At 62.8% G+C, this 20,492-nt stretch carries 20 protein-coding genes and 1 tRNA gene; 8 read left to right on the top strand and 13 right to left on the bottom strand.

Annotated elements, in window-relative coordinates; translation table 11 throughout:
• Nucleotides 1-21 precede the first annotated feature (21 nt).
• The 3 genes from HMPREF3172_RS10040 to HMPREF3172_RS10030 all read left to right on the top strand — a co-directional run bounded on the left by HMPREF3172_RS10040 (nt 22) and on the right by HMPREF3172_RS10030 (nt 2,807).
• Nucleotides 22-1,122 carry a hypothetical protein gene (locus HMPREF3172_RS10040; protein ID WP_070517258.1) on the top strand — a complete coding sequence of 367 codons (1,101 nt, stop codon included), beginning with the start codon at nt 22-24 and terminating at the stop codon, nt 1,120-1,122.
• 1 nt (nt 1,123) lies between these two features.
• Entirely contained in the window at nt 1,124-2,140 is a 1,017-nt protein-coding gene (locus HMPREF3172_RS10035; RefSeq protein WP_070517255.1) for a hypothetical protein, read from the top strand.
• 166 nt (nt 2,141-2,306) lie between these two features.
• Nucleotides 2,307-2,807: an Abi family protein gene (locus HMPREF3172_RS10030; RefSeq protein WP_083281537.1), complete on the top strand. Its 501-nt coding sequence runs from the start codon at nt 2,307-2,309 to the stop codon at nt 2,805-2,807.
• A gap of 126 nt (nt 2,808-2,933) precedes the next feature.
• Here the strand turns inward: HMPREF3172_RS10030 and HMPREF3172_RS10025 are convergent, their stop codons facing one another.
• The 4 genes from HMPREF3172_RS10025 to HMPREF3172_RS10010 all read right to left on the bottom strand — a co-directional run bounded on the left by HMPREF3172_RS10025 (nt 2,934) and on the right by HMPREF3172_RS10010 (nt 7,805).
• A complete protein-coding gene (locus HMPREF3172_RS10025) occupies nt 2,934-4,874 on the bottom strand; it encodes an NHL domain-containing thioredoxin family protein (RefSeq protein ID WP_070517249.1) in 1,941 nt (646 codons plus the stop codon).
• A gap of 242 nt (nt 4,875-5,116) precedes the next feature.
• Nucleotides 5,117-5,950, bottom strand: a complete 834-nt coding sequence (locus tag HMPREF3172_RS10020) for a histidine phosphatase family protein (RefSeq protein ID WP_070517247.1) — start codon at nt 5,948-5,950, stop codon at nt 5,117-5,119.
• An 8-nt stretch (nt 5,951-5,958) separates the two neighbouring features.
• Nucleotides 5,959-6,924 (bottom strand): diaminopimelate dehydrogenase, encoded by a 966-nt coding sequence (locus HMPREF3172_RS10015; RefSeq protein WP_070517244.1) that lies wholly within the window; start codon nt 6,922-6,924, stop codon nt 5,959-5,961.
• Between the two features lie 155 nt (nt 6,925-7,079).
• Nucleotides 7,080-7,805, bottom strand: coding sequence for a DedA family protein (locus HMPREF3172_RS10010; RefSeq protein WP_070517243.1), 726 nt, complete (start codon nt 7,803-7,805; stop codon nt 7,080-7,082).
• A gap of 181 nt (nt 7,806-7,986) precedes the next feature.
• Between HMPREF3172_RS10010 and HMPREF3172_RS10005 the strand changes: the two genes are divergently transcribed.
• The 3 genes from HMPREF3172_RS10005 to HMPREF3172_RS09995 are packed head-to-tail and all read left to right on the top strand — an operon-like array spanning nt 7,987 to nt 10,912.
• On the top strand, nt 7,987-8,841 hold the full coding sequence (locus HMPREF3172_RS10005; RefSeq protein ID WP_070517240.1) for a fumarylacetoacetate hydrolase family protein: 855 nt from the start codon (nt 7,987-7,989) through the stop codon (nt 8,839-8,841).
• Between the two features lie 6 nt (nt 8,842-8,847).
• Nucleotides 8,848-9,630, top strand: a complete 783-nt coding sequence (locus HMPREF3172_RS10000) for an HNH endonuclease family protein (RefSeq protein ID WP_070517238.1) — start codon at nt 8,848-8,850, stop codon at nt 9,628-9,630.
• A gap of 28 nt (nt 9,631-9,658) precedes the next feature.
• Nucleotides 9,659-10,912 (top strand): MalY/PatB family protein, encoded by a 1,254-nt coding sequence (locus HMPREF3172_RS09995; protein ID WP_070517236.1) that lies wholly within the window; start codon nt 9,659-9,661, stop codon nt 10,910-10,912.
• 98 nt (nt 10,913-11,010) lie between these two features.
• Here the strand turns inward: HMPREF3172_RS09995 and HMPREF3172_RS09990 are convergent, their stop codons facing one another.
• Nucleotides 11,011-11,778 carry a YggS family pyridoxal phosphate-dependent enzyme gene (locus HMPREF3172_RS09990; RefSeq protein ID WP_070517233.1) on the bottom strand — a complete coding sequence of 256 codons (768 nt, stop codon included), beginning with the start codon at nt 11,776-11,778 and terminating at the stop codon, nt 11,011-11,013.
• Between the two features lie 156 nt (nt 11,779-11,934).
• Nucleotides 11,935-12,849 (bottom strand): 3-hydroxyisobutyrate dehydrogenase, encoded by a 915-nt coding sequence (mmsB, locus tag HMPREF3172_RS09985; RefSeq protein WP_070517315.1) that lies wholly within the window; start codon nt 12,847-12,849, stop codon nt 11,935-11,937.
• 212 nt (nt 12,850-13,061) lie between these two features.
• Between mmsB and HMPREF3172_RS09980 the strand changes: the two genes are divergently transcribed.
• Nucleotides 13,062-13,931: a LysR family transcriptional regulator gene (locus tag HMPREF3172_RS09980; protein ID WP_070517231.1), complete on the top strand. Its 870-nt coding sequence runs from the start codon at nt 13,062-13,064 to the stop codon at nt 13,929-13,931.
• Nucleotides 13,932-13,995: 64 nt separating this feature from the next.
• On the opposite strand, the gene HMPREF3172_RS09975 is transcribed toward HMPREF3172_RS09980, so the two are convergent.
• The 6 genes from HMPREF3172_RS09975 to HMPREF3172_RS09950 all read right to left on the bottom strand — a co-directional run bounded on the left by HMPREF3172_RS09975 (nt 13,996) and on the right by HMPREF3172_RS09950 (nt 19,688).
• Entirely contained in the window at nt 13,996-14,223 is a 228-nt protein-coding gene (locus HMPREF3172_RS09975; protein ID WP_070517228.1) for a hypothetical protein, read from the bottom strand.
• Nucleotides 14,224-14,282: 59 nt separating this feature from the next.
• Nucleotides 14,283-15,035 (bottom strand): 3-hydroxybutyrate dehydrogenase, encoded by a 753-nt coding sequence (locus HMPREF3172_RS09970; RefSeq protein WP_070517225.1) that lies wholly within the window; start codon nt 15,033-15,035, stop codon nt 14,283-14,285.
• Between the two features lie 146 nt (nt 15,036-15,181).
• On the bottom strand, nt 15,182-16,519 hold the full coding sequence (locus tag HMPREF3172_RS09965) for an MFS transporter (protein ID WP_070517223.1): 1,338 nt from the start codon (nt 16,517-16,519) through the stop codon (nt 15,182-15,184).
• 198 nt (nt 16,520-16,717) lie between these two features.
• A complete protein-coding gene (locus HMPREF3172_RS09960) occupies nt 16,718-18,946 on the bottom strand; it encodes a bifunctional copper resistance protein CopD/cytochrome c oxidase assembly protein (RefSeq protein WP_256173436.1) in 2,229 nt (742 codons plus the stop codon).
• Nucleotides 18,947-19,089: 143 nt separating this feature from the next.
• Entirely contained in the window at nt 19,090-19,368 is a 279-nt protein-coding gene (locus HMPREF3172_RS09955) for a mycoredoxin (protein ID WP_019174058.1), read from the bottom strand.
• A 140-nt stretch (nt 19,369-19,508) separates the two neighbouring features.
• Complete coding sequence (locus HMPREF3172_RS09950) at nt 19,509-19,688, bottom strand: hypothetical protein (RefSeq protein ID WP_070517221.1); 180 nt, start codon at nt 19,686-19,688, stop codon at nt 19,509-19,511.
• A gap of 16 nt (nt 19,689-19,704) precedes the next feature.
• Between HMPREF3172_RS09950 and HMPREF3172_RS10805 the strand changes: the two genes are divergently transcribed.
• Entirely contained in the window at nt 19,705-19,977 is a 273-nt protein-coding gene (locus tag HMPREF3172_RS10805; RefSeq protein WP_141741636.1) for a metal-sensing transcriptional repressor, read from the top strand.
• 296 nt (nt 19,978-20,273) lie between these two features.
• Here HMPREF3172_RS10805 and HMPREF3172_RS09945 read toward each other — a convergent pair.
• Nucleotides 20,274-20,357, bottom strand: a tRNA-Leu gene (locus tag HMPREF3172_RS09945).
• Nucleotides 20,358-20,492: the final 135 nt, after the last annotated feature.

The raw sequence follows: 20,492 nt of genomic DNA, 5'->3' as shown, positions 1-20,492 counted from the left end.
CACCACCGGTATCTTGAGTACATGACTGAACTTGACCTCAGCGATGTCGTGTTCTCGGGAACACCGCTGACAGACGGCCCGATCGGCACCTCGGAACGCCTCGTCATCATGGGGCAAAGCGAGGACGTCGAGACTGCCCTTCGGGCCGTCTGCGCCAAAACTGAGGTCTGCGCTCTGGCAGGGGAAGCCACAGCGTCAGACACCCTCATTCGCTACGCCAAGCACCAGCTTCGCGCCCTGACCGGCAGCCGTGCGGCTGTCCGGCCGGGGCTTGAGCATGTGCGCTTGGCCGCTCGTTTCTTCGGCATCACCGTCGACGGGCGGCGGGCTGAGGAACTCGACCCCGCGGCTCGCACCAGACTGCGCTTAGCGGTCACTATCGCAGCCGCACTCACGCAGAACACCCCCTGGCTGGCATTGAACCGGCCGTTTGATGGGATCCCCACACGTGCCCGAGCAGGTATACGAGGAAGACTGCTGGACGCACTGGATCACTTCGAACTGGGGGCTGTTTTTGCGCTCGACTCGGCCGTCGATGCGGGAATCATCGGCGGCCGAACAGTCGTTCTTGAACTCGATCAGGTTGCTGACGCCGGTGATTTCGGCCAGCAGCTGCGCACTCCGCGCTCCAACCTGGCCGCAGACCTGGCCGGGGTCAACGTGTTCTCCGGTTTGGCTCGGCGCGGCTGGCTTTCAATTGGACATTCGCAGGTGCGCGCCAAAACGGAGTTGGACGGCAAGGTGTTCGTCACGATTCCCACCGGTGCGGTCCGCCTGTCCTTTGACGAATTCTCCCCGATTTTCGACGGCGAGGCTGTTTTCGAAGCCCTCGTTGTCGGCCTGCACGACAAAGACTCAAAAGTGCAGGTCACGCTCTCTCCATCCGACACCGAGGTGGGGCTGGCGCTGCAGGCTGATCTGTTCGACTTCAGTGCCGAAGCAGCTGAAAACGCCGATCTTCCGTGGGGTGTTCTCCACCCGGACCTGGGTGCGGACATTGCCCAGCAGAGCGCTGCTGTGCGGCCGGGCACACGCCTGTGGGTCGAAGTCGACACTGAACAGATGCGCGCCTATCCCGTAGCGGACGCTTCACCGACAGCTGTTATGAGCGCGAAGGAATGACATGCGCAAGTGGTTGAGCGCATCTGCTGTCCTTCTGCTGCTGGCGGTTGTGAGCGTGCCGGTTTTCAATCTGACCCGCTATTCGCCGGCGACCACGGTCAGCCGCTATCTGAACGCTCTGGCTGACGGCAACGGAGCGACGGCACGCGGACTTGTTCTGGGGCCTGACCTGCAGAACACCGATGGCATGACTGACGAGGTGATCGGCGGCGCGCAGGGTGTGCCCACGCAGATCAAAACGGATGTTGAAGAATCCGGGGACACCACGGCCCGGGTGCGGGCGGACTACGTCCTGGGGTCGAAACCACATTCGACGGTTTTCACGCTCGAACGGATTCCGCGCACGTGGGGACTGTTCAGCCAGTGGAGAATCCGCGTTGAGGACTGGCCCACGCTGTCAGTTCAAGGACCGCAGGCTCAAGCCGCAAACATCAACAGTCAGCCCATGGCCAACGGCACGAACGCCGTTCCGGTTCTCTTTCCCCTGCAGTACGGGATCGGCTTCAACCAGAAGTACGTGAAGTCCGGCTACAAGACGGTTGACGTGGTTGAGCCCGGTGAAGAGCACAGTGTCACGGTCGAGGCTGAGCCCACTCCGGCGCTGAGCGAAGAAGCCCAGGCGCAGCTGCGCAGACAGCTGGAGGACTGCACTAAGCAGAAGGTGCTCATGCCCACCGGCTGTGTTTTCGGCTACGAAACAGACAACACGATCCTGGGCGATGTGCACTGGGAGCTGAAGTCAGTTCCGGACGTCGAGCTTGTGCGCGACCCCAGCATGACGGTGTCCACGTCACTGGGCAGCTCCGGGGATTCTTCTGAGGCTGACAGCCAGAAGGCTCGGCCGGCTGGTGGTCTGCGCATGCGCCCAGCTGAGGCAACGTTCATCATCTCCGGCAACTACCGGGATTCCCGCACCGGCACGGAAACTGATTTCCGCGAAGAGGTCACCGAGCTCATCTCCGCCCGCATCATCCTCACCGAGGACGGCAAGGTGCGGGTCGAGCAGATCGAACCCTGAAATGACGAGGTGCCGCTTAGGTGAGTTTTCGATACTCACCGGGGCGGCACCTCGTGCGTGGATGGAAACCAAGTCGTGGTTCTGCTAAAATGAGACTAACCGACCCCCTCCCAAGCCTCTCGGTGAAGCTCAAATGGGAGGGGCCTTTTCATTCTGGGGGTATCCCGTGAAACCGCCGCTGTCCTGGGACGAGCAGGTCGACCTTCTAGTCAGCCGAGGCCTCATCGTAGCTGACCAAACTGAGTGCGCCCGGGCTATTGCCGACGAGCATGGAGCCTACGGCCGCTACCTCGACAAGGACTTCTACACCGAGATCGAGGACCGTGAACCGACCGTCATATCCTGCTTGCGCGACATCGACCGGAGCAAGGATCGTCATATCCTTCGCAACCGCTGTGCGCACCACAGCCGCCTGTGGCACCACTCTGTCCTTGATGCCGGGCCAACACCGAACAATGTGCGCAACAAGGCGAAGCGAAAATTCGGCCAGTTCGAGTCTCGGTCCGTGCTTGACGTGATCGCCTCGCTCGACGATATGGCGTGCCGAACCAAAGTCGCTGACCCGCTTCTTCCTGAGCTCTTTGCGGACTACGGGCGCAATTCCGCATTATGGCAGGGGCTCGCCAAACCGCAGAGCCCGCGTGATCACACCTATGGCGAGCTCTGAGAGCCCTCTGCGGGCACAACAGAGCAGAATATAGCTAACGCACAGATCGAACCCTGAAATGACGAGGTGCCGCTTAGGCGAGTTTCGGAAACTCGCCTAAGCGGCACCTCGTGCGTGGGAGTGGGGTCAGACCCCGCGGAGGTCCAAGTCGAGGCGGTCGGGGCCGCCCTCCCGGATGACCAGCGGAATGCCCCAGTCCTGCTGGTACAGGTGGCAGGCCGCGTGCAGCGGGATTTCGCCGCCCGGTTCGCCATCGCAGGATGCCGCGCGGGCCGTCACGTGCAGAACACCCTCCGTGAAGCCTTCGGCCAGGGTGATGGTGCGGGTCTGGCCCTCCGCTCCCCCGGCGCCGTCGGCAATGAGCTCCGGCGGGGTCGAGGAGATCTGCAGCCACGTGGGGTCACCCCAGCGGTCGTCGAGCTTCTGGCCCTGCGGGACGGTGAAGTGCACTTCGACATCGAGGCTGCCCGTGCCGATTTCCGTGGGCGGACGCTTGGTCTGCTTCTGCCCTTCGTTGACCTCAAGGGCTTCGGCCGGGATCGTCACGGCGGTCAGCGCGTGGTTGGCGGATTCTGCGACCAGCAGGTACGCATCGCCGTCTTCCGGGGTGACCACGAGGATGTCGGACGGTTCGCGCAGATCCCGGGCGAGGGTCGAAACTTCGTCGCGCGTGCGGTCGTAGCGGCGGACGGCGCCGTTGTACGTGTCTGCAATCGCAATCGAGCCGTCTGGCAGTTCTGCCACGCCCAGCGGGTGCTGCAGGCGAGCTTCGGCTGACGGTCCGTCCTGGAAGCCGAAGTCGAACAGGCCGGTGCCCACATAGGTTTCAACCGTGCCGTCTGCCGGGTTGAGGCTGCGCAGGGCCGAGGTTTCCGAATCTGCCAGAAGCACCTGGCCTTCTTTGGTCAGCGCAAGGCCGGAGGTCTGGGCGTACCAGGCTTCTTCCGGCCCACCGTCAGTCAGGCCTTCGTTCATTGTGCCGGAGAACAGGCGGACGGTGTCCTTTTCCGGGTTGAACGCCCAGATGGTGTGGTTGCCGGCCATGGCGATGATGACATCGCCGGTTGCCGGTACGAACTGCACGTCCCACGGGCTGGAGAGCTTGATGCCGCGGGCCGGACCGTCGTAGCGCAGTTCCGTGCTGCGACCTTCGACGGTGTTGTCGGCAGCACCGACCATGTACTGTTCGCCAGTGCCGGCAACTGTCGTGACTTCGCCGGTGTCCAGGTTGAGGCCACGCAGTGCGTGGTTGACGGTGTCGGCGACGACCACGTGGTAGCCGACCTTCTCAGCCAGTTCCGGGCTGAGTTCGGCCATGCCGCCGGGCTCAGAGAAGCGCGCCTGAGCGGCTTCGGCGTCTGCCGAGGTGTCCGTGACGAGCGCTTGGCCGTCGGCGAAGCCACGTTCTTTCGCGCCGTAGCGGCGCAGCTTCGTCACACCGTCCGGGGCGTATTCAACGAGGCTGTGGTGGCCGGAATCGCCCACGAGGATGTTGCCTTCGTGGCCGGCGGTTTCCAGGCGGATGAGTTTGCCCGGGTAGAACAGTTCACCTTCGCGCGGCTCCGGTGCCACGTAGGGGTCGTTGCCGGAACGCAGTGTGCTCTTGGCGCGGTGTTCTTCGACGAGGCCCTCAATGAGGCTGGTGATGCCCTTCGAGTGGCCTTCACCGGACATCTTCGCCACGAGATAGCCTTCGGGGTCGATGAGCGCCAGCGTGGGCCACGCTCGGGCGGTGTAGGCCTGCCATGTCACGAGGTCGGGGTCGTCGAGCACAATGTGCTCCACCTGGTAGCGCTCAACCGCCTGGTCTACGGCTTCGACGGTGCGTTCGAATTCGAACTTCGGCGAGTGCACGCCGATCACCACGAGCTCGTCGTGATACTTTTCTTCGATTTCGCGCAGTTCATCCAGAACGTGCAGGCAGTTAATGCAGCAGAACGTCCAGAAGTCCAGCAGAACGATCTTGCCGCGCAGATCCTGCAGCGAAAGGTCTTTGCCGCCGGTGTTGATCCAGCGGCGGCCCACGAGTTCGGGTGCGCGCAGACGGGGTGAAGAAGGTTCAGTCATAGCGTTCATTGTTCCAAACACGGTCGTAGTGGGGTGCACTGCACCCGGCAGCTGAGACGCACCTCGCCCGCGTGCCTCCTGGCCAGCCTGAGCCCGATTCCACACCCGTTAGCCACGAATCCACGCTTTAGCCGCACAGAGACTCCGGTTAGCAACAGAAACTCCCGTTAGCAGTTGTTGCTAAAGCGCAGAATCCGGCTAAAGGGTGTCGCGGGACAATCTGCCCTCGGCAACGATCTGCGTCAGTGCGGGGTGATGCGGCCCTCTTCGGGCGGTCCGAGGTGCGCGTGCTCGTTGAAGGTGATGAGTCGGCGGCCGTCGGTCTGGCTCATCGAAGCGTTGACGAACTCGCTGTTGAACAGCACCACCTGTTCGATTTCGCGAACAGCACGCGCGGCATCCGCCGTTTCAGCAGCGGACATCTTCGGCCCGCCAGCGGGCCCACCGGCTGTATCCGCCGGGAAGCCCGCGCCGAAATCAAGAAACGCCGCGGGCCCCGTTTCCTGGGTGAAGTCGTGCCCTTCCAAACCGAAGTCCAGAATCCCGGCAGTGGAAGATCCGGCCGACGGCGCCTCGAGAGCGTGTCCTGCGAAGACCTCCGGTCGGCCCGCCATGAGCCAAGCTGAAATCACCGCGGACACGCCCCCGGAGCTGATGATCAGCCCGTCGCGGCCTTCCGGCAGTCGTTCGCAGAACTCGCGGTAAGCGGCGATCACCTGACGCAGAAACGGCGGGAAATCCGATTGTGCATCAGCCATCCACAGGGCCATCGCACGGTCCAGCCGGCCAGGCTGCCCCGGCTTCATGTCCGGGGTGTACTCAGCCATCACGCGGCGGTGATCGTATTCGTTGAACCGCTCATCGCGCAGAGCCTCGAGCTCGTCGCCGAAGATGATCGACGCCGTGTCGATCTGCCGCTTGAGTGTGCCGGTGGCAACCACGGGATCGTGCAGCTTCAGAGCGGCAAGCCCGCCGCCCAACAGCCGGGCCTGATGGTGGCCCAGAGGCGACAGAACGTCGTAGTCCTCAGCGTGCGCGGAAGCCTGCCCGTGGCGGGCCAGAACAATGCGAGTCATACAGACAATCAGATGTCGCGGGCCACCAGTTCGTCAAGGCTGGCAGTCGACAGCAGGTACGGCGCAACTTCGAGAACCGTGACGGCACCCGTGCGGCCTTCGCGGGCCATGCGGACCGCGGCACGGCCGTAGGCCAGCTGCGCAGCGGCGGTGAAGTCGGGGTTGCGCTCGAGTTCGAGGGTGAATTCGACCGAGCTGTGCGTACCGCCCAGGTCGCCCGAGGTGATGACGTGGCCACCGTGGGGCATGCCCTGGTGTTCGCGGTCGAAGACTTCCTGGCTGACGAACTCGACGGTCGTTTCGTAGGGCTCGAAGTAGTCGGGCATCGACACGATTTCCTGACGGATGCGCTCCTGGTCGGCTTCGTCGGCAACTGCGACAACGCGGCGACGGTGGGCGTTCGCGCCGGTGATCTCGTCACCCCGGCCTTCCTTGGCTGCCTGCAGGGCCTCTTCCTTCGGCAGCGTGTACTGCACGCCGGCTTTCACACCCTCCACTCGGCGCACGGCGTCGGAGTGGCCCTGCGACAGTCCCGGGCCCCAGAAGGTGTTCTGCTGGGCGTTGGGGAACAGAGCTTCGCCGATCGTGCGGTTGATCGAGAACATGCCGGGGTCCCAACCGGTGGAGATCATGGCGACGTTGCCGCCGGCCTTTGCAGCGGCGTCCATCTTTTCGCGGTGGGCGGGGATGAGGTGGTGGTTGTCGTAGGTGTCGACGGTTGTGAAGTTCTCGGCAAATGACGCGGCCTGTTCTGGGATGTCAGTTGCCGAACCCAGGCACAGGAACAGAAGGTCGACTTTGTCTTTGTGCTCGGCAGCTTCTGCCACGGGGTAGACGGCGGCGTCGGTCTCCAGTGAGTCGCGGCGGGAGAAGATTCCGTAGAGCTCCATGTCCGGCTGCTTGGCGATGAGCTTTTCAACGCTCTTGCCGAGGTTTCCGTAGCCGACGATTGCTGCACTGATCTTCTGAGTCATCGTTTCACTCCTTCGCGCACTGGGCGCATAGATTCTGAAACGGCGTTAAGCCCGCTCCGGGTTGCTACTCTACGCCTGCTTTTGCCTCGACTTTATCGACAGATTCACAGCAAACGGCGGCCCTTTCCCGCGCTCAGAAAGTGGGAAGGGGCTGATCAGGCCCCGTACTCTTCGCTTTCAGCTTCCTGCGCTTCAACCGGACCGGCGGCCTCGCGAGCAGCCTGTTCCTTCTTGTAGGCGCGGCGTTCGCGGATGACTTCGATGGCCACGGGGATGAGCGATAGGCCGATGATGACGAGCACCCACAGGTCCACGTGTTCGCGGATGATGTCAAAGGTGCCTAGGTAGTAGCCGGCCAGTGGGAGGACAAAGCCCCACGTGAGACCGCCCGCCACGTTCCACAAGATGAATTTGCGGTACTTGTAGTGCGCGACGCCGGCGGCCAGCGGCACAAAAGTCCGCACGATCGGCACGAAGCGAGCCAGGAACAGCGACTTCCCGCCGTGCTTGACGAAGAACTCTTCCGCCTGGCGCAGGTGGGCTGTCGACAGAACGCGTGCATCGTCCTTGAACAGCCTGCGGCCGAACCGGTAGCCCAGGAAGTACCCCACCTGGTCACCGCAGATGGCGGCAATCCAGATGACGGGGATCAGCTGCCACAGGGGAACGCCCATTGCCGGTGACATGAGGCCTGCCACGAACAGCAGCGAGTCACCGGGCAGGAACGGGAACAGCACACCGGATTCGATGAACACGATGAGTGCTACGACCGCGAGCATCCACGGGCCTGCTGATTCGATGATCCGCTGTGGATCGAGGAATGCCGGAGCGGCAATGATGTCGGTCGCCCCCGCTGAGGCGGCGGCAAGAGTGTCGAGCATGAGTGTCCTTCTGTATGCGTCCCCACTACTATGCCGTGTTTTTCTGTGTGCATGCCGAACAGCCGGGTGTGCCCTTCGCCTCGTTTGAGGTGGGGTTCGGATTGACGAGGCGGAGTTCGGCTCCCCGGGAGCCTTCGTGTCAGTGCCCTGGTCTAGATTGAAGAAAACACAGGAGGAACCCATGCAGCTTATGCGGATTGGTCAGGCCGGACAGGAAACCCCGGTTGTTGTGGAGGGCGAGCGCTGCTTCGATGCGAGCTCTGCTGTCACCGAATTCGGCGGGGACTTCGGTCCGCGCTTCTGGGCGGAAGGACTGCCTAAGCTGCAGTCGCTGGTTGAACTGGGCCAGCTGCCGCCGTTTGATGCCGAAGGCAAGCGGATCGGCGCACCGATCGCCTCGCCGCAGGCTGTCATCTGCATTGGCCTGAACTACACCGACCACGCTGCAGAAGCGGGCCAGCCGATTCCCACCAATCTGGTCACCTTCCTCAAGCACCCGGGTACGATCGTCGGCCCCAATGACCCGGTGGGCATTCTGCCGGGCTCTGAGAAAACCGACTGGGAAGTCGAATTCGGCTTTGTCATGGGCAAGCGCGCCCACGCACTGGCTTCAGCTGAAGAGGGCCTTGCCGCGATTGCCGGCTTCACCCTGGTCAACGATGTCTCCGAACGTGCCTTCCAGAACCTCACACCCCAGTGGGGTCTGGGCAAGAACATGCCCAGCTCCACACCGGTCGGCCCGAAGGTTGTGACCGCCGATTCCATCGACCCGAACAATGTCGGTCTGCGCACCTTGGTCAACGGCGAAGTCCGCCAGGACGGCAACACCTCGAAGATGATCTTCGACGTGGGAACCATCGTGTACAAGCTGTCCCAGTACATGACTCTTGAACCCGGCGACATCGTGTCGACGGGCACGCCCGCGGGTGTGGCCATGGCCGGAACCCACCCGTTCCTTACTGCCGGTGACGTTGTTGAACTTCAAGGCGACGGACTGGGCTCGCAGCGTCAAGAATTCTTCCAGCGCGAAGGCTGACCGTCTGTGCGCTCACCACGCAGGTGGGTTCCGGCTGCACTGGCAACACTGCTCGTCCTCAGCGGCTGCGCCCCGTTGCCGGAACCTTCACCTGGTGAAACATCCGTCCCGAACGCCACTCCGACGGCAGCCGAAGCTCCATCGGAAGGGCCAAGCCCCTCACCCACTCCACCCCCGAAAAGGCCGCAGGCGCAGAAGAAGCCGGGTGGCACCTCGGACGTGGGGCCGGCAAACCCCGGCGCCCAGAAGTCACTGGCCGCACTGAAGAAGCTGCCCGTCAAGGGCAAAGCACCGGCCACCGGGTACGGGCGGGTCGAAAAGTTCGGCAGGGCCTGGACGGATACCGACTTCAACGGCTGCCGCACTCGCGACGACATTCTGGCCCGGGACCTCGTCAATATCACCCGCGAGGGCCACTGCAAAGTCATGTCCGGCACTCTGGTGGACGCCTACACGGGCAAGCGGATCGACTTCGTACGCGGCCAGACCACCAGCCAGAAAGTGCAGATCGACCATATTGTTGCGCTGCACAACGCGTGGCTCACCGGTGCACAGCAGCTGCCCCAAGAGCAGCGCGTCGAATTCGCGAACGATCCGCTCAACCTCATTGCCGTCGACGGAGCCACAAACTCCGCAAAGGGCGATAAGGACGCCGCTTCCTGGCTGCCGCCGAACAAGTCCTACAGGTGCACCTACGTGGGCCTGCAGATCCGGGTCAAGGAAAAGTACTCCCTGTGGGTCACGAAACCCGAACGCGATGCCATGGAACGAGTGCTCAACAAGTGCTGAGGCGGGTGAACGCCGCTAGGCTGGCTTCATGCACCCGTATGACAGCATCACTCGCAAGCAGATCGAAGAGCGCGGCAGCCGAAAGTGGGCGGAATATCCCGGGGCGATCGGCGCATGGATTGCGGAAATGGACTTCGGCATTGCGCCGGCCATCCGCGAAGCTCTCAAAGTCATCGACGAAAACCAGCTGTACGGCTACACCCCGCCCGCACTGCTGAAGGGCCTGGGCGAAGCCACTTCCGAGTTCTACGCTTCGCGCTACGGATGGGAATTCCCCGCTGAAAACGTGTTCCCCGCGTCCGATGTTCTGCTGGGCATGGGCGGCTTCCTCGACATTCTGGCGCCCCGCGGCGCCAAAATCGTAGTGCCCACACCGGCGTACATGCCGTTCCTCACCGTCCCCGGCGCGTTCTTCCGCGACCATGTCGAGGTGCCGCAGAAGATCGTCGACGAACCCTCCCCGGAGCTGCTTTCCACCTCGTCTGCTGACGGGCAGGTACCCGCCCCGCTTGCCGGGCGGCACTGGGAAATGGACTTCGCAGCGATCGATGCGGCGCTGTCCACTGCCGGTCCGGACGGAGGGCCCGGCGGCGTGCTGGTGCTGTGCAATCCACACAACCCCACCGGCCGCGTGTACACGCGGGCTGAACTCGAAAAGATCACCGAGATCGTCGAAAAGAACGGCGCTCTGGTGTTTTCGGATGAAATCCACGCACCGCTGACCTACAGCGGCTTCCAGCACATTCCCTACGCTTCGACCTCAGAGGCTGCGGCACGACACACGCTGACCGCAACCTCACACACCAAGTCGTTCAACACCCCTGGCCTGAAGTGCGCTCAGCTGATCTTCACGAACGACGAACACCTTGCCGCGTGGAAGAAGCACGGAGCGCAGTTCTCGGCGACAGCCGCAACACCGGGTGTCATTGCCGGCATCACCGCCTACCGCGAGGGCGGCGAATGGTTGGCCGACACTCTTGGCTACCTCGAACAGACCCGCGACTTCGTCGCCGACTTCGCAGCGGCAGAGCTTCCGGAGCTCGGCTACATCAAACCGCAGGGCACGTACCTGTCGTTCTTCGATGCGAACGCGCTGGTCCCCCGCCTGCCCGAAGGCGTGAGCCCCCAGCAGTTCTTCCTGCAGGAAGCCCGTGTGGCCATGAATGACGGCGCTGCCACCGGTCAGGCCGGCAAGGGTTGGGTCCGCTTCAACATGGGAACACCGCGGCCCATTGTGCAGGAGGCACTCGAAGCTATGGCCGCAGCCATCCGCAAGCTGTAAGCAAGGAGCGCCCTGGCCCGGCGCTTGGTGCCGGGCCGCGGCGCCGCTTCAGCGCAGCGCAGTCTCAGTTGCGAATAGCGCCCGCTCCCGCCGAAAATTCAGCTGCGAGCGCCGAAAACGCTCGAGCCGACGCGCACAATAGTGGCGCCCTCTTCGATCGCGAGTTCGAAGTCGGCGGACATACCCATGGACAGTTCAACCGCATCGACGGGCAGAACTCCGCTGTCGCGCAGGCGCTGCGACAGTTCGCTCAGGTCAGCGTAGGAGGGCCGGATTTCGTCGGCCGTTGATCCGGGCAGTCCGATGGTCATGAGCCCGCGAATCCGCAGGCGCTCAAGCCCGCGCACTTCTTCGATCAGCTGTTCGGCCTCTTCTGGGGCGACACCGAATTTGCTGTCTTCGCGTGAGGTGTTGACCTGAATGAAGATGTCGAGGCTGTCGCGTTCCAGCAGCTCCAGGCGGTTGTCGATCCGCTGGGCCAAGCGCATGTTGTCAATGGATTCGATACACGTACACGATTCCACTGCCAGCGTGTGGTTGACCTTGTTGCGCTGCAGCGGCCCAATGAGGTGCGCAACCGGGTTGAGGTCGGCCAGCCCTTCGGCTTTGGCGGTGAGCTCCTGCTGCCGGTTTTCACCGATCAGCCGGTAGCCGTGCTCAATGGCCGTGCGGATCTTCTGGACCGGCTGCGTTTTGACTGCCAGGAGCACTTTGACGTCTTCGGCCGCAGCCTCCGGATTGCCGCCGCCGTAGCCTCGTCCCGCTGCTTTCGCGGCGGCCTCGGCACGCTGGGCAACATCGTCCAGCTTGGCGCGGATCTCGTCGCGCTCGGCATCGGTCAGAATCGGCTCATCAGCATTCGTCACGGGCACTCCTCGCCTAGAAAAACACAGCTTCCCTAAGGGTAGCCGGGGCCGTTCTGCCCCGCCGGGCCGCGCCCCACTCCCCCCCGCCACAAAGCACGAGGTGGAGGTCGGCACTGTGCCGACCTCCACCTCGTCAGTGGGTCTGGTGAGGGCCCGTCAGCTGAAGTTCTTCGGGAGACCTTCAGCTTCGGGGTCGATGTTGCGGATCAGCGCCATGGTGTCGGCCAGTTCCCAACCTTCGTCGATGAGCTTGTCGAGCTTGTCGGCAACGAGCTGTGCGGCATCGAGCGGGACACCCTGGGTTTCGCCGCCGGCGAGCGCCAGACCGAGGTCCTTGCGCATGAGCGAAACAGCGAAGCCGGGCTTGAAGCCGTTGTTGGCTGCAGCGGTGTCGACAACACCGGGCACGGGATACCAGGTGCGCAGCGGCCACGAGTCACCGGAAGACACCTTGGCGATGTTGAGGAACGTTTCGTGCGAAAGGCCGAAGCGATCAGCGAGCACAGCACCTTCGGCAACACCCTGGGCGCTGATGGCCAGCATCATGTTGTTGACGATCTTGGCGGCCTGACCGGCGGCGTCGCCACCGGCGTGGAAGATGTTGCCGGCCATGGGCTCGATGTACTTCTTGGCTGCTTCGAAGTCTTCGTCTTCAGCGCCGACCATGAAGGTCAGGGTGCCGGCGGCCGCACCGGTCACACCACCGGAAACAGGTGCGTCGAGGAAGACGTAGCCGGCTTCGCGTGCCGCGTCGTGCAGGGCGCGGGCGGTGTCGAAGTCAATGGTGGACGAGTCCACGAGGATGGTGTCCTTCGATGCAACTTCGAGCACACCGCCTTCGGTGAGGTACACCGAGCGGGCGTGTTCGCCCTTGGGAAGCATGGTGAAGACGATTTCGGCGCCGTTTACGGCCTCTTCAATTGACTTGGCCGGGGTGATGCCGTCTTCTGCTGCAGCGGTGACTGCGGCTTCGACAACGTCGAATCCCTGAACTGTGTGGCCTGCCTTGACGAGGTTTGCTGCCATGGGGCGTCCCATGTTGCCCAGACCTACCCAACCGATGATTGCCATCATGCCTCCTTGCAAATGGTGAGTGCACACTGCCGCCCAACTGTCTGCACCGGCTGTGCTTCTGCACTCGCGGTGCGCTGCTAAGCGGCTGAAATTCATGTTCAGCATAACGCCGGGCATTGCGCAGATCACATTGTTCGGCCCTGTTTTCGGACGGCACTTGCGCACCGCGGGAGTGCGTCAGCGCACATTCGGCTCAGTAGACTGGCACCATGAACGTCTCCCGTCCCCCGGTGTCGCCGGATGATCTGCTTGCCCTTCTGGCTGTTTCTCGTCTGGGCAAGTACACGGCGGCGGCCGCGAGCATGGGGGTGACGCACACGACGGTGTCGCGGCGCATAGCGAACCTCGAAAAGGCGATCGGCGAAACCCTTCTGACGGCCACGCCGGATGGCTGGGAGCTCAGTGCGGCCGGCCGCAGGCTGATGCCGGGTGCTGAAATGATCGAGAAGGCTCTCGGCTCAATTCAGGCCGATGCGCCGGACACCTCGATGTATGGGAACGTGCGGATTGCCTGCCCCGAGGCTTTTGCCATGTTCTATGCGGTTGATGCTCTGGCTCAGCTGCAGGCTGAACACAAGCGCCTCAACATTGAGATGACCACTTCCACTCAGAGGGCACGCCAGCACAGGTCGGGTTTTGACGTTGAGATCGTGGTGGAAAAACCGGATGTTTCCAACGCCACAGTCCACCACCTGCGGCCCTATGAGCTGGGCTTCTACGCTTCTGAAAGCTATTTGTCCACTGCACAGGCACCGCAGACCACGGAGGATCTGCGGGCGCATCGGCTGATCTACTACGCCGAGCACTCCCTGGGCGTGGCCAGCTTGGAAAGCGCGTGGAACGTGCTGCCGGAACCGGCCGGGCACTTCTATTCGAACTCGGCACTGGCTCACGTCCAGTCCTGCCGCCGAGGTGTCGGTGTGGCTCTTCTGCCGACCTTTGCCGGTGAGGGTCTCACCAGGGTGATCCCCGACTTTTCGCTGCCCGTGCACTACTGGGCTGTTGTCAGGCCCGAAGCACTGCGGCGCACTGCCGTGCAGACAGTTGTGCGCGCCCTGACGGTGCCGGACGGTGAATGACTGCAGGCGTGACGGCGGACTGTCAGCCCCTGGCCTGAGCACGCGCGGAGCCCAGCACCCCTGCTCACTGGCCTGACGCACGCTTCCTGTCGAGGAACTCAAACACCCAGCCGATAACCGCCCAGATGGTGAGGACACCGGCAGCCGCCGCACAGATGAGCGCGAAGAAGAACACTCCCGACTGCGACGAACCGGCCAGGGTGAAGAGTGCAAGCGCAAGCACCACGGTGGCAATCGCCGCAATGCTCACCCAGCGCAGGATTTTTCGAGTGCCGGTGCGGCTGCCGGGCATGCGCCCAGCAGCTCCGCTCTCGCCAGGTCCGCGCTCGCCCGCACTACCAGACCCAGCACTCATGCCGCGGACCATCCGCCGTCAATCGAGTGTGCCGATCCCGTGATGACACCCGCGGCATCGGAGGCCAGGAAGACGGCCAGCTGCGCCACCTCGTCAGCTTCGGGCAGCCGAGGAACAGCCGAATGGCCCAGGAAAACCTCTTCGAGAACACTGTCTTCGGAGATCCCGCGAGTGCGAGCCTGGTCGGCAATCTGCTGTTCCACCAGCGGAGTCATGACGTATCCGGGGTTGATGGCGTTGGCGGTAACCCCCTTCGGTCCGCCTTCCAGCGCGGTGGTCTTCGTCAGTCCCATGAGCCCGTGCTTGGCCGCAACATAGGCGGACTTATAGGCCGATGCGCGCAGCCCGTGCACACTCGACATGTTGATGATCCGGCCAAAACCGCGTTCGTACATGCCCGGCAGAACCGCTTTTGTCAGGACAAAGGGCGCTTCAAGCATGAGCTTGTTGATCAGCTGCCATTTGTCCAGCGGGAAGTCTTCGAGCGCTTCGATGTGCTGGATGCCGGCGTTGTTGACCAGAATGTCGTAGTTCAGGCTGAGCTCATCAAGCGCTTCTGTATCCGCGAGGTCCACCTGCCAGTGCTTACCGCCGATCTTCTCAGCGATGTCCTTCGCTGCATCGCCGTTGATGTCGGCAACCGTGACGGTCGCACCTTCGGCCGCAAACGCTTCCGCTATCGCCTGGCCCAGGCCGGAAGCGCCTCCCGTCACAAGGGCGTTTCGTCCGTTCAGTCGACCTTCTGCCATCGTGCTGTCCTCCTGACTTTCGGGAATCGGTGCTTGCACACCGCGGATAAGGCGAGCGGCGCCTCGTCATCCGGGGAACCGAGAATCTCGGTTCCATTATTCCGGGAACGAGGCGCCGCCCGCCTATGCGCGCACGCTTGGTTTGGTCAGAGCTTGACTCCGAAGCGTTCGGCGTCGGCGCGGTCGATGTCCGCGAAGTCGATGCCGCGCGTTTCCTTAGTGAAGGCCAGGGCGATGAGCGAAATGACCGCGGCGATTGCAGCGTAGATGGCAATCGGGATGGCCGAATTGAACTTGTCCAGCAGGAACACGGCGATGATCGGGGCGAAGGACCCGGCGACGATTGCCGTGACCTGGTAGCCGAACGAAACACCGGAGTTGCGCATGCGGGTGGGGAACATTTCGGACATGATCGCCGGCTGCGGCGCGTACATGAGGGCGTGGAACACCAGACCGGCCAGCATTGCGATGAAGATGTTGAACGGGTCGGCCGTCGAGTACAGGGGGTAGGCGAAGAAGCCCCAAGACGCCGACAGCAGGATTCCCACCAGGTAGGGCGGTTTGCGTCCGACGATATCGGTGATCTTTCCGACCAGCGGCACGAGGCAGGCGTGGATGGCGTGGGCACCCAGCAGAAGGCCGAGGATTTCGCTGGACTTGATGTTCACTTCGACCGACAGGTACGTGATCGTGAACGTCACCACCAGGTAGTAGTGGATGTTCTCAATCAGGCGCAGACCCATAGCGCAGAGGACGCCGCGCGGGTACTTCTTCAGAACCGAGAACACACCGTATTCGGCCGCGCCGTCGTCAATGGCGTCCTTGGTTTCGTTGAAGATCGGGGCGTCAGAGACCTGCGTGCGGATGTACCAGCCGATGAGCACGATGACAGCCGACAGCCAGAAGCCGATCCTCCAGCCCCAGGACATGAAGTGCGCTTCATCGAGGGTGGTGGACAGGACCCACAGGACAGCAGTGGCCAGCAGGTTGCCCAGGGGCACACCGGCCTGCGGCCAGGAGGCCCAGAATCCGCGGGATTCTTTCGGTGAGTGCTCTGCAACCAGAAGCACAGCGCCACCCCATTCGCCGCCGACTGCGAAGCCCTGCACAAAGCGCAGGAGCACCAGCAGGATCGGCGCCATGATGCCGATCGCCTGGTATGTGGGCAGGCAGCCCATGAGGAAGGTGGAAACACCCACGAGGATGATCGACAGCTGCAGCAGCTTCTTACGGCCGAGCTTGTCGCCGAAGTGGCCGAACACAATGCCGCCGACGGGGCGGGCGATGAAGCCGACCGCGTAGGTCACGAACGCTGCGAGAATCGGGGTGAGCGGGTTGTCCGACGGCGGGAAGAGGATGTGGTTGAACACCAGGGTCGCAGCTGACCCGTAGAGGAAGAATTCATACCATTCGACGACCGTTCCGGCCATCGAGGCGGCGACGACCTTCTGCAGGCCGCGACGCTCCTGAACGTCCATTGCCATTTCGGCTCCTTTGCCTCATAGTGCGTGCGACTCAACGCGCGGGTCCGGTACCCGCGTCCATGCGGGCAACAGCACTCACGCAATTGTGAGATGACCCATCTATAAGCGCACAGTGAACGGCAAAGGGCCTTCGTACCGCCATTCGGCAGTGAAAAAATGCGCACTCACCCTGTGCCGGGACGCACAGGGTGACGAGATTCAGCGTTTGCCGCCCAGTGAGGCCAGGTATTCGTTGTAGGCGCGCAGCTCGGCGTCACCGGAACGGGCTTCTGCGCGGTCTTTTCGTTTGGCTTCGCGGTCGGAGGCCTTCGACCATTGGACCGCGGCGGTGAACGCCAGGATGAGTGTGGGGAATTCGCCGATGCCCCACGCGATTCCGCCGCCCAGCTGTTGGTCGTCAAGGGCGCTGATCCACGTTTGGCCCATGTTGCCGTACCACTCGGGTTCAATGAGCACTTCTGTGGTCATGATCGAAATGCCGAAGAAGGCGTGGAAGGTCATGGTCACAAGGAGCACCACGAACCGCACCGCGTGGGGGAAGCGCTTCACGCCGGGGTCCACGCCGATCATGGCCTGCGCGAACATGTAGCCCGCCGCCAGGAAGTGGATGATCATAAGTTCATGGCCCAGGTGGAACTTCAGCGCGTACCACATGATGCCGCTGTAGTAGAAGACGATGAGCGAACCGGAGAAGTTGATCGACGCGACAATCGGGTGAGCCCAGAAGCGCATGTACTTGGAGTGCACCAGGATGAGGATCCATTCGCGCACACCGCGCGAACCGTCTTGGCGGGGGTGGATGGCACGCATGAGCAGCGTGATGGGAGCGCCCACAACCATGGGGATGGGCACGAGCATGACAATCAGCATGTGCTGGATCATGTGGCCGGAGAACAGCACGCGGCCGTACACCATGGGACCGCCGCACGTGACATAGATGAGCATGGCCATGCCGCCCACCCACGAAATGGTGCGCCACAGAGGCCACTGTCCGCCGCGCTTCTTCAGTTCGCGGTAGCCCATGATGTACAGGACTGATGCGCCCACGCCGATGACCACCCACAGCGGGTCAAAGCGCCACTCGAGGAAGTAGTTGTACCAGACCGGTTCCGGCGGCAGGAGTTCGCCGGACAGGATTTCCGAGGGGGTGGGCTGGGAGCGCAGCTCCTGCGGGACCGGCGGCTGCGAACTGGCAAGCACGATGCCGATGGCGACAACCGCGCCGAAGATGGCGATCTCGGCAAGAACCAGACGCCAGAATTCTGCGACGGCGCGCATGCTCGAGCCCAGGCGGTCAATGATCTGCTGGCGGTACCAGAACCCGATCAAGCCGAGGATGACGGTCAAGACGACCTTGATGATGACCAGCTGCCCGTAGGGGGTCAGCCAGTCGTCGAGGCCTTTGACACGCAGGGTGGCGTTGACGAAGCCGGAGTAGGCCATGATGACGATCGAAAACAGGGCGATCGTCGAGTAGCGCTTGATGATTTCGCCCAGGTCCTGCCGTCCCGTGAGGGTCGGCGAGATCAGTGCGAGGACCACGAGTCCGCCGACCCACGCCATGACCGCAACCAGGTGAAGGCCCAGACTGTTGACGGCTTCAATGTGGCCTTTGGCTTCTGCTGCGTGACCCATGAGCGCCTGCGGCAACAGGATGAGCACCGTCAGAAGCGCCGTCCAGCCGATCCCGGCAAAGCTGCGGGTGGCGAACAGGATCATCGACATGACGATGGCAGTGACCACGACCAGCGACCACAGTCGGCCCGAGTCGATCTGAGTGATGTAGGCGCCCAGCTGGGCAGAGAATTCGGCTTGGGTTGCGTTTGTCGCCGCCGTGCCGGCGGTGTTGACGTAGCGCAGAATCAGGGTGGCAACCGAGGACAGGACAAGGAAAATCGACCCGATCTGCGCTGTCAGGAGCGCTGCCGCCCACGATGGGTCGAGTTCGACGTCGCGGTCCGCTTTGCGGTCAGTCTTGAACGCGTCTGCACCAGAAGCGGACGCTGCTGTGGCCTCAGCAGTCAATGTTGCAGCAGCCACTGCTTCCCCAGTAGCCGATGCCTTGCCGGCCGCAGCTTTTTTCGCCGCGAGCTGTTTGGCTTTCTTTTCTGCCCTGCGCGCTCCCGCGCCGCGACGGCGCTGAGGTTTCGACCGCGGCAGGATGAGCATCATGAGCATGATGGCGCCGATGACCACCACGCTGGCCGACTGGAAGAAGAATTCGGCGATCGGCAGGCCGATGCGGCCCAGCGGACCAGAGTCCCCGACGAGCATGGGATTCGTGGCGCCGGTGTAGATGAGCGCCCAGCCCCCGAAAGCGGCGCCGACGACCGTGAAGAGCGGAATGGCCAAACGGCGGGCGAGCACGGCAGCTGACGAAGCTCGTTTGGAGTCCGCAGAGCCAGAGGAACGATCATTCGGGCGCATGCCCCTAGGGTACTAAGGCCCTCTGACACGGCCGCTGGGACGTCACCCTCTGCTGAGACCGACGCGGAACGCTCAGAGCGCAGAAAAGCCGCAGCGCCAGAGGGTCCTGGTCGCTGCGGCTTTCAGAGAACCTGTGAAGCGCGTCAGGCGAGGCTTTCGAGCTTCTTCTTGACTTCGCCGATTCCCGGGTTGGTCTGGGTGGTGCCGTCCGCGTAGAGAAGAGTGGGCACGGTCTGGTTGCCGTCATTGGCGGCTTCGACGACCTGCGCACCGTTTTCGATCTCTTCGATGTTGACTTCGCGGAACTCGATGCCCTGCTGCTTCAGCTGGGGCATAAGACGCTTGCAGTAGCCGCACCACGATGTGGTGAACATGGTCACTGTGCCGGCTTCGGGAAGGAAGGGTGCGGTGATGTCGGACATGAACACTCCTCTGCTGAGTTACGTGGTGTCTTGCTGAATTGGGAACGAAAGGCGCGGGAACCTTATTCCCGTGCCCTCCACCTCGTGCCCCGAAAAGCAGAAGAGGTGGAGGTCGGCTGAGTCAGCCGACCGACCGGGGATCAGCGACCGAACAGGCGCGCGAAGAATCCGCCCGAACCGGCCTGCGCTTTTTCTGCGTCGGAGTGCTTGCCGTCGCACCACTGCGAGGCCGGCACCTGCTTTTTGACATCGGCAATGTGCTGGCCGCAACCGGCCCACGTCGTTTTATCGCACACACGGCAAGTGACTGGTCGGCACATATGTTTCTCCTTGTAGATTCGCAGTTGGTCACTTTTCAGCTGCCCAATCGAGCTCAACATTCTACGTCGGGCCGAAGGCCAGCTGGCCGCCGTCATCCGGCAGGTCGAAGACGACGCCAACTGCCGCACCTCGGCCTCTTGCCAGCCCGGCACCTCGCCCTCCTGCCAGCCCGGGAGCTCGTTCCACAACTCCCTCACTTGGCTGGCAACTCGTCCCAGAACCACCGCACACCCGTTAGCCGGAATCTGCGCCTTAGCAACAACGGCTAACGGGAGTTTCTGTTGCTAAAGGGAGTCTCCCTACGGCTAAAGCGTGGATTCATTGCTAACCGGTGTGCGCACAGCTGGCCACACCCGCCTCCGTTCAAGCATGAAGTGCAGCTTCTGCCGACCCCGGAACCTCGCCCTAAAACCTCCGCACACCCTTTAGCCGGAATCTGCGCCTTAGCAACAACTGCTAACGGGAGTTTCTCTTGCTAAAGGGAGTCTCCCTACGGCTAAAGCGTGGATTCATTGCTAACCGGTGTGCGCACGGTGCATGAAAAAAGCTCGGGCATCGTTTCCGATGTCCGAGCTTTCAATCTGTGCGCGAGGGGGGACTTGAACCCCCACGATGTTGCCACCACTGGCACCTGAAGCCAGCGCGTCTACCAATTCCGCCACTCGCGCGAAGCAGCAAAAAGAAACTATACACACATCTGGGCCCCGGCAGCAAAACGAGTGCCAAAACCACCCTTGCGGCACCCCACCCCTCTGGCCCAGCACCTCGTCCTAAAACCTCCGCACACCCTTTAGCCGGAATCT

The sequence above is a fragment of the Brevibacterium sp. HMSC08F02 genome, from assembly GCF_001807555.1.
Classification (GTDB): Bacteria; Actinomycetota; Actinomycetes; order Actinomycetales; family Brevibacteriaceae; genus Brevibacterium; species Brevibacterium ravenspurgense.
Note: the sequence above shows the minus strand (reverse complement) of the source record. Positions and strands in the feature narration are given on the sequence as shown.